This window comes from Nguyenibacter vanlangensis (assembly GCF_013376155.1).
In the GTDB taxonomy this organism is placed as follows: Bacteria; Pseudomonadota; Alphaproteobacteria; order Acetobacterales; family Acetobacteraceae; genus Gluconacetobacter; species Gluconacetobacter vanlangensis.
Map to the genome: position 1 here is coordinate 1 of NZ_JABXXP010000193.1, position 4,925 is coordinate 4,925.

The 4,925-nt window shown below is 66.6% G+C and carries 6 protein-coding genes and 1 pseudogene; 5 read left to right on the forward strand and 2 right to left on the reverse strand.

The window, feature by feature from the left end; genetic code table 11:
* Together HUK84_RS10375 and HUK84_RS10380 are read right to left on the reverse strand one after the other, a co-directional pair.
* The coding region (locus HUK84_RS10375; RefSeq protein WP_176640227.1) for an ATP-binding cassette domain-containing protein at positions 1-313 on the reverse strand (313 nt) is incomplete at its 3' end.
* Positions 314-384: 71 nt separating this feature from the next.
* Positions 385-1,122 (reverse strand): response regulator, encoded by a 738-nt coding sequence (locus HUK84_RS10380; protein WP_176640228.1) that lies wholly within the window; start codon positions 1,120-1,122, stop codon positions 385-387.
* Positions 1,123-1,266: 144 nt separating this feature from the next.
* On the opposite strand from HUK84_RS10380, the gene HUK84_RS10385 reads away from it, so the two are divergent.
* The 5 genes and pseudogenes from HUK84_RS10385 to HUK84_RS10405 form a co-directional block, all read left to right on the forward strand.
* Positions 1,267-1,758, forward strand: coding sequence for a sigma-70 family RNA polymerase sigma factor (locus tag HUK84_RS10385; RefSeq protein ID WP_176640229.1), 492 nt, complete (start codon positions 1,267-1,269; stop codon positions 1,756-1,758).
* 152 nt (positions 1,759-1,910) lie between these two features.
* A complete protein-coding gene (locus tag HUK84_RS10390; protein WP_176640230.1) occupies positions 1,911-2,480 on the forward strand; it encodes a sigma-70 family RNA polymerase sigma factor in 570 nt (189 codons plus the stop codon).
* 178 nt (positions 2,481-2,658) lie between these two features.
* Positions 2,659-2,844, forward strand: coding sequence for a hypothetical protein (locus HUK84_RS10395; RefSeq protein WP_176640231.1), 186 nt, complete (start codon positions 2,659-2,661; stop codon positions 2,842-2,844).
* Positions 2,845-4,656 (forward strand): sensor histidine kinase, encoded by a 1,812-nt coding sequence (locus HUK84_RS10400; RefSeq protein ID WP_176640232.1) that lies wholly within the window; start codon positions 2,845-2,847, stop codon positions 4,654-4,656. It begins immediately after the preceding gene.
* Positions 4,657-4,734: 78 nt separating this feature from the next.
* Positions 4,735-4,925 (forward strand): annotated as a pseudogene (locus tag HUK84_RS10405) (thiol reductant ABC exporter subunit CydD); the annotation flags it as partial.

The window sequence follows — 4,925 nt, forward strand, 5'->3', positions numbered from 1 at the left end:
GCATGGCCGCGCGGTGCGCGGGGTCGTCGGGCCCCATCCCGGCGCGGACGTAATCCAGCGCGGTGGCGAAGCCCGACAGGTCGGGCTCCTGCGGCAGATAGCGCACGGTGGTGCCGGGCTGCAGGAAACGGGTGCCGTCATCGGCCTGCAATTCGCCGGCCGCGATGCGCAGCAGGGTGGATTTCCCGCTGCCATTGCGCCCGACCAGGCAGATACGCTCGCCCGCCGCCACGCCGAACCCGGCCTTGTCCAGCAAGGGGGCCCCGCCGAGCGTCAGTGTGATGTCCTGGAGAAGAAGGAGAGGAGGCGACATGGATCGGGTTCTGGCCCATGCGCGCCACCCAGCGCAAGAGGCACGCGGCCGGCTGCCTCCGCCGGGTTTGACTAATCGATCTGCGGGCCGCCGGTGACCGCCTGATAGGTCGCGATCGCCAGCGTCGTCGGTTCGAACGGTTTGGTGATGACGAAGGTCGGCTCGACCGCCTCGCCGGTCAGCAGCCGTTCCGGATAGGCGGTGACGAAGATGACCGGCGCATCATGTTGGCGCAGGATGCTGGCCACCGCGTTCATCCCGTCGCCGCCGGCGCCGAGATTGATGTCGGCCAGGATCAGCCCGGGCCGCGTCTGGCGCGCCAGCTCGATCGCGTCGGCCTCGGTCGCGGCGACGCCCGCGACCTGATGGCCGCAACTGCGGACCAGTTCCTCGATGTCCATGGCAATGATCGGTTCGTCCTCGATGATCAGGATCGAGGTCTCGGCGACCGTGCGCAGCCCGGCATGGGCATGCGCCAGAATGTCCGACGCGCGCTGGACCTCCGTCTCCAGGACCTTGGCGGCTTCGGAAACCGTCAGTTCCTCCAGCGCGGTCAGCAGCAGCAGCTTGCGCTCCACCCCACCCAGCCCGTCCCGCGTGCCGGAAGTGTCCTGCGGTTGAAATTGTCGTGAAATGCTCCGATACAGGCTGTGCCGGGGTGACATCTCCCCCGTATCCGAAACCGCCAGTTCACGCAGGCTTTCGGCGACCAGCAGGTCGCCGCGCGGCTGGCTGCCCGTCAGGGCGCGGGCATAACGCCTGGCGTAAGGAAGGGCACGGATCAGATCCTGCCGCCGCGAGAGGGGCATCGGACATTCAACTCCCATCGGATTATGTTACAGTTTGGAGCATGACAGTGTCACAATTGTCGGCAAGAAGGGAGGGGACACGTCCTGGCATCGGTCACCGGCTCGACGAGCGGCCGCACGGTATCGCAACTGCGGCGCGAGATCATGTCTCTTTTGCCGGATCTGCGCGGGTTCGCACGTTTTTTGACGCGGGATCCCGCGTCGTCCGACGACTTGGTGCAGGAAACGCTGGTCCGTGCCCTCGCGGCGCTGGAGCAGTTCCAGGCCGACACCAATCTCAAGGCGTGGCTGTTCACGATCCAGCGTAACGTCTTCTACGAGCAGCGGCGCCGCCATCTGCGCGAGCAGGTGGTGATGAACGATTACGCCGTCCAGGCCCAACGCCGGGCCGAAAGCCGCCCGGCCAGCGTCCGCGACGATGTCCGCGATCTTGAAAACGTGTTCTGGCTGCTGCCGCCTTTGCTGCGCGAGGCCCTGATCCTGGTCGGCGCCCAGGAGATGACTCACGAGGAGGCAGCCGGCATCTGCGGCGTTCCGGTGGGCACGATGAAGGCCCGCGTTTCGCGCGCGCGGGCGCAGTTGACCAAACTCGTGGCGAAGGCGCGCGGCGACACGCCGGCCCCGGATACCGAATAGGGGCCCGCATGGGCCATCGGCCGATGGCGTCCCGCCCCGGCACGATGCATCGCGCGGTTTCACGGTTTCGTCATGAAAAAAATGCAACCTTGCCACAAGTCTGTTCATTGTTTCGTCGTGTGACGGGAAGTCGTGCGAAGGGAAACGAAATAATGTCCAACAGCTTTCATGATCAGGTCATCGCGATCCTTCCGCGGCTGCGGGTGCAGGCACTGGCCCTGACGCGCAATCGGACACTGGCCGAGGACCTGGTGCAAGACGCGGTCTGTAACGCGCTCGCCGCCCAAGAGAGTTTCATTCCCGGCACGAATTTTTCGGCGTGGATGCATCGCATTCTGCGCAACCGCTTCATCTCCGACCTGCGCAAGCGGCGCGAGACGACGGATATCGAGGACGTCCCCGCCGCGGCGCTGGCGACCGCGGCCGCGCACGAGGATCGGCTGGCGCTGAAAGACCTGGCCGAGGCGCTGGACCGGCTGCCCGAGGATCAGCGCGAGGCGCTGATCATGGTCGTCATGCACGGCATGAGCTACGAGGCGCTGGCCGACGCCACCGGCTGCGCTGTCGGCACGGCCAAGAGCCGCGTCTTCCGCGCCCGCCGCCAGTTGGAAGCCTGGATGGTCGGCGAGGGGGCCGAAAGCAACGCGCTCAAGGCCCGCGTCGCCCGGATGCGCAACCTGCTGGCCGAACGCGAGGCAGGGGCGCCGGTCCTCCATGCCTGAAACGGGGCCTGAAACGGGGGTGGGGAATTAGGTGGACCGGCGTTTCGCAAACGCTCATGCGCGACATCCGGCGGCTGGACGGTCGCCGAGCGGTGTTTTAGTCTCGAAGGAGAATTGTGCAACCGGAGCACATGCGCGAGAGTTTTGGCGGGGTATAAGTGGGCCTCAGGGATCAACGATGACGCCGCCCAAGGATGCACATTCTTCCAGGCAGCCCAAACCCGTCAGGAAAGCCCAGCAAGACGACCCGTTCGAACTCTGGCTCAAGCGCGGGCTGCATCAATTGTTCGACGAGATCGCGCGTGAGCCGGTACCCGAGGAACTGCTGCGTCTAATCGAGGAAGATCGCAAGACCAAGGAATAGATGGAGCGCGACAAGGGGTACCGCCGTCCGGGGGGCGAGACGCCGCATCCGGCACGAGTCTGGCGGCTGTTCGACACCGTCAGCACGCGCATGGTGATGATCATCCTGCTGTCCGCCGGGCCGATCGCCATCATCGGCGGGCTGCAGGCATGGAACAGCTATCGCCACACGCTGGCGGCGCCGGCCTTTCGCGCCGACATGGCCGTCAGCCGCATCGACCTGGAAATTCGCCACGACGTCGACCATGTCAGCGCCCTGCTGTCATCCGTCAGCCGCATGGCCCTGGACGAACAGGGCGTGGGGAACACGCTGCAGCTCGCCCAGTCCCTGACCGGCCATTTCTACCGGCAGCTCGCGCTGCTGGATGACAGGGGGATGATCGTCGTGGCGGTGAACAGCGGCGCGCCATTGCCCTTGCCACCCCAATTATCGACGGACGAACTGCCCAGCTTCAGCGGCGACGTGCGGATCGTGCCGCTGGATGTTCCCGGGCAGGACCCGGACGGACGTTCCTATATCCGCATCACCATCGCCACCATGATCGCTGACAGTGGGGGCAATCCGGTGCGCCACGGTTTCCTGACCGCGATCATGCCGGTCGTCTGGACGCGCCATCACCTGCAGATCGGCGATCCGCGCCTGGATTTCATCCAGAAGGACGGCGCGATCGATGCCTGGATCGTCGGGCGGGACCATAATATCGCGCCGCTCTGCGGCGATTGCTGGCGCCCGCGTCAGCCGCCTGCGCAGGTCATGGCCTGGGTCGCCGCCTTTCAACCCGGTCATTACGGGCGCCAGGTGCTGTCCGTCGGCGACGCGGCCTATGCGTTCGGTCCGGTGGAGGGCGGCGTCGGCGCCCTGACGATGACCCGCCGCAACATGGCCGAGACCCACGCGCTGGTCATGTTCGTCATCTGGCTGTTCGTCATCATCGCCCTGCTGGGGTGCGGCCTGACCGGCGTGGCGATGAGCGCGAACGTGCTGCTGGTCGCGCCGCTGCGCCGCCTGACCAGTTCGGTCGAACTCTGGCAGGCGGATGGCGGCGTGTTCGATGCGCGCTATAGCTGGGCCATGCCGGTCGAGATCCGCCGGCTGGCCGCGGCCTTCACCAAGGCGACGCGCAGCCTGACCCGGCACGAGCAGCGGCTGGCACGCGCTTCGGCCCGGCAGGACCTGCTGCTGAAGGAAATGCATCACCGGGTGAAGAACAACCTGCAGATCGTCGCGTCGCTGCTGAATCTGCAAGGCAACCGCATCCGCCTGCCCGAAGCGCGCGAGGAATTCGCCCAGGCCCGCGACCGGGTGCGCGCCCTGGCGACCCTGCATCGCTATCTCTATTCCGACGGCGAACTGCTCAGCCTCAGCATGGAACAGTTCGTGACCGAACTCTGCCATCAGATCTTCCAGGCGGCGGGCGAGGACCAGGGCGGAAGGATCACGCTGTCCGTCGATGCCGAAGGGCTGGAACTCGGGCCCGACCAGGCCGTGCCCATGGCCCTGATCGTGACCGAAATCGTCAGCAACGCGATCAAATACGCCTTCCCCGACGGCCGCCACGGTTCGGTCGCCGTCATGCTGGCGCGTGCCGACGGGCGGCATGCGCGGCTCAGCGTCGCCGATGATGGAATCGGCCTGGCCGAGGGCCATCGCCGCTCGACGGAACAGCGCAGCGGCCTCGGTACGCAACTGATTCGGGGCTTCGTCCGGCAGTTGGGCGGCGTCATGGACATCTCCGAGGAGAACGGCACGCGCTATGTGCTGCTCTTCCCGATACAACTGGCCCACGTGCGCGAGAAACGCGCCGCCGGCTGACACGTGCCGACATGTTCTGACACGGTACTGGCGGGAATGGGTGTCCCTGACCCCCCGCTTCGATTATAGAACGGGCTCATGAGCGGTGACAAAACAGTGATGCGGGCCTGGACCCGGGCCCAGTCCCGTATGGGGCGCGTACGGGCCCTGCCCGTGGTGGCGGCGGGCCTGTTGTCGGGCCTGACGGCGGTCGGGCAGGCGTGGTGCATGGCCGCGATCCTGGCGTCGGTGCTGGTCGGACCGGGGGGCGGTCGTGGTGCGGGCGTGTG

What these genes read in the sequence shown, in the direction of transcription:
- HUK84_RS10380 (WP_176640228.1), bottom strand. Translation starts at nt 1,122, where the DNA reads ATGCCCCTCTCGCGGCGGCAGGATCTGATCCGTGCCCTTCCTTACGCC.
- HUK84_RS10385 (WP_176640229.1), top strand. Translation starts at nt 1,267, where the DNA reads ATGTCTCTTTTGCCGGATCTGCGCGGGTTCGCACGTTTTTTGACGCGG.
- HUK84_RS10390 (WP_176640230.1), top strand. Translation starts at nt 1,911, where the DNA reads ATGTCCAACAGCTTTCATGATCAGGTCATCGCGATCCTTCCGCGGCTG.
- HUK84_RS10395 (WP_176640231.1), top strand. Translation starts at nt 2,659, where the DNA reads ATGACGCCGCCCAAGGATGCACATTCTTCCAGGCAGCCCAAACCCGTC.
- HUK84_RS10400 (WP_176640232.1), top strand. Translation starts at nt 2,845, where the DNA reads ATGGAGCGCGACAAGGGGTACCGCCGTCCGGGGGGCGAGACGCCGCAT.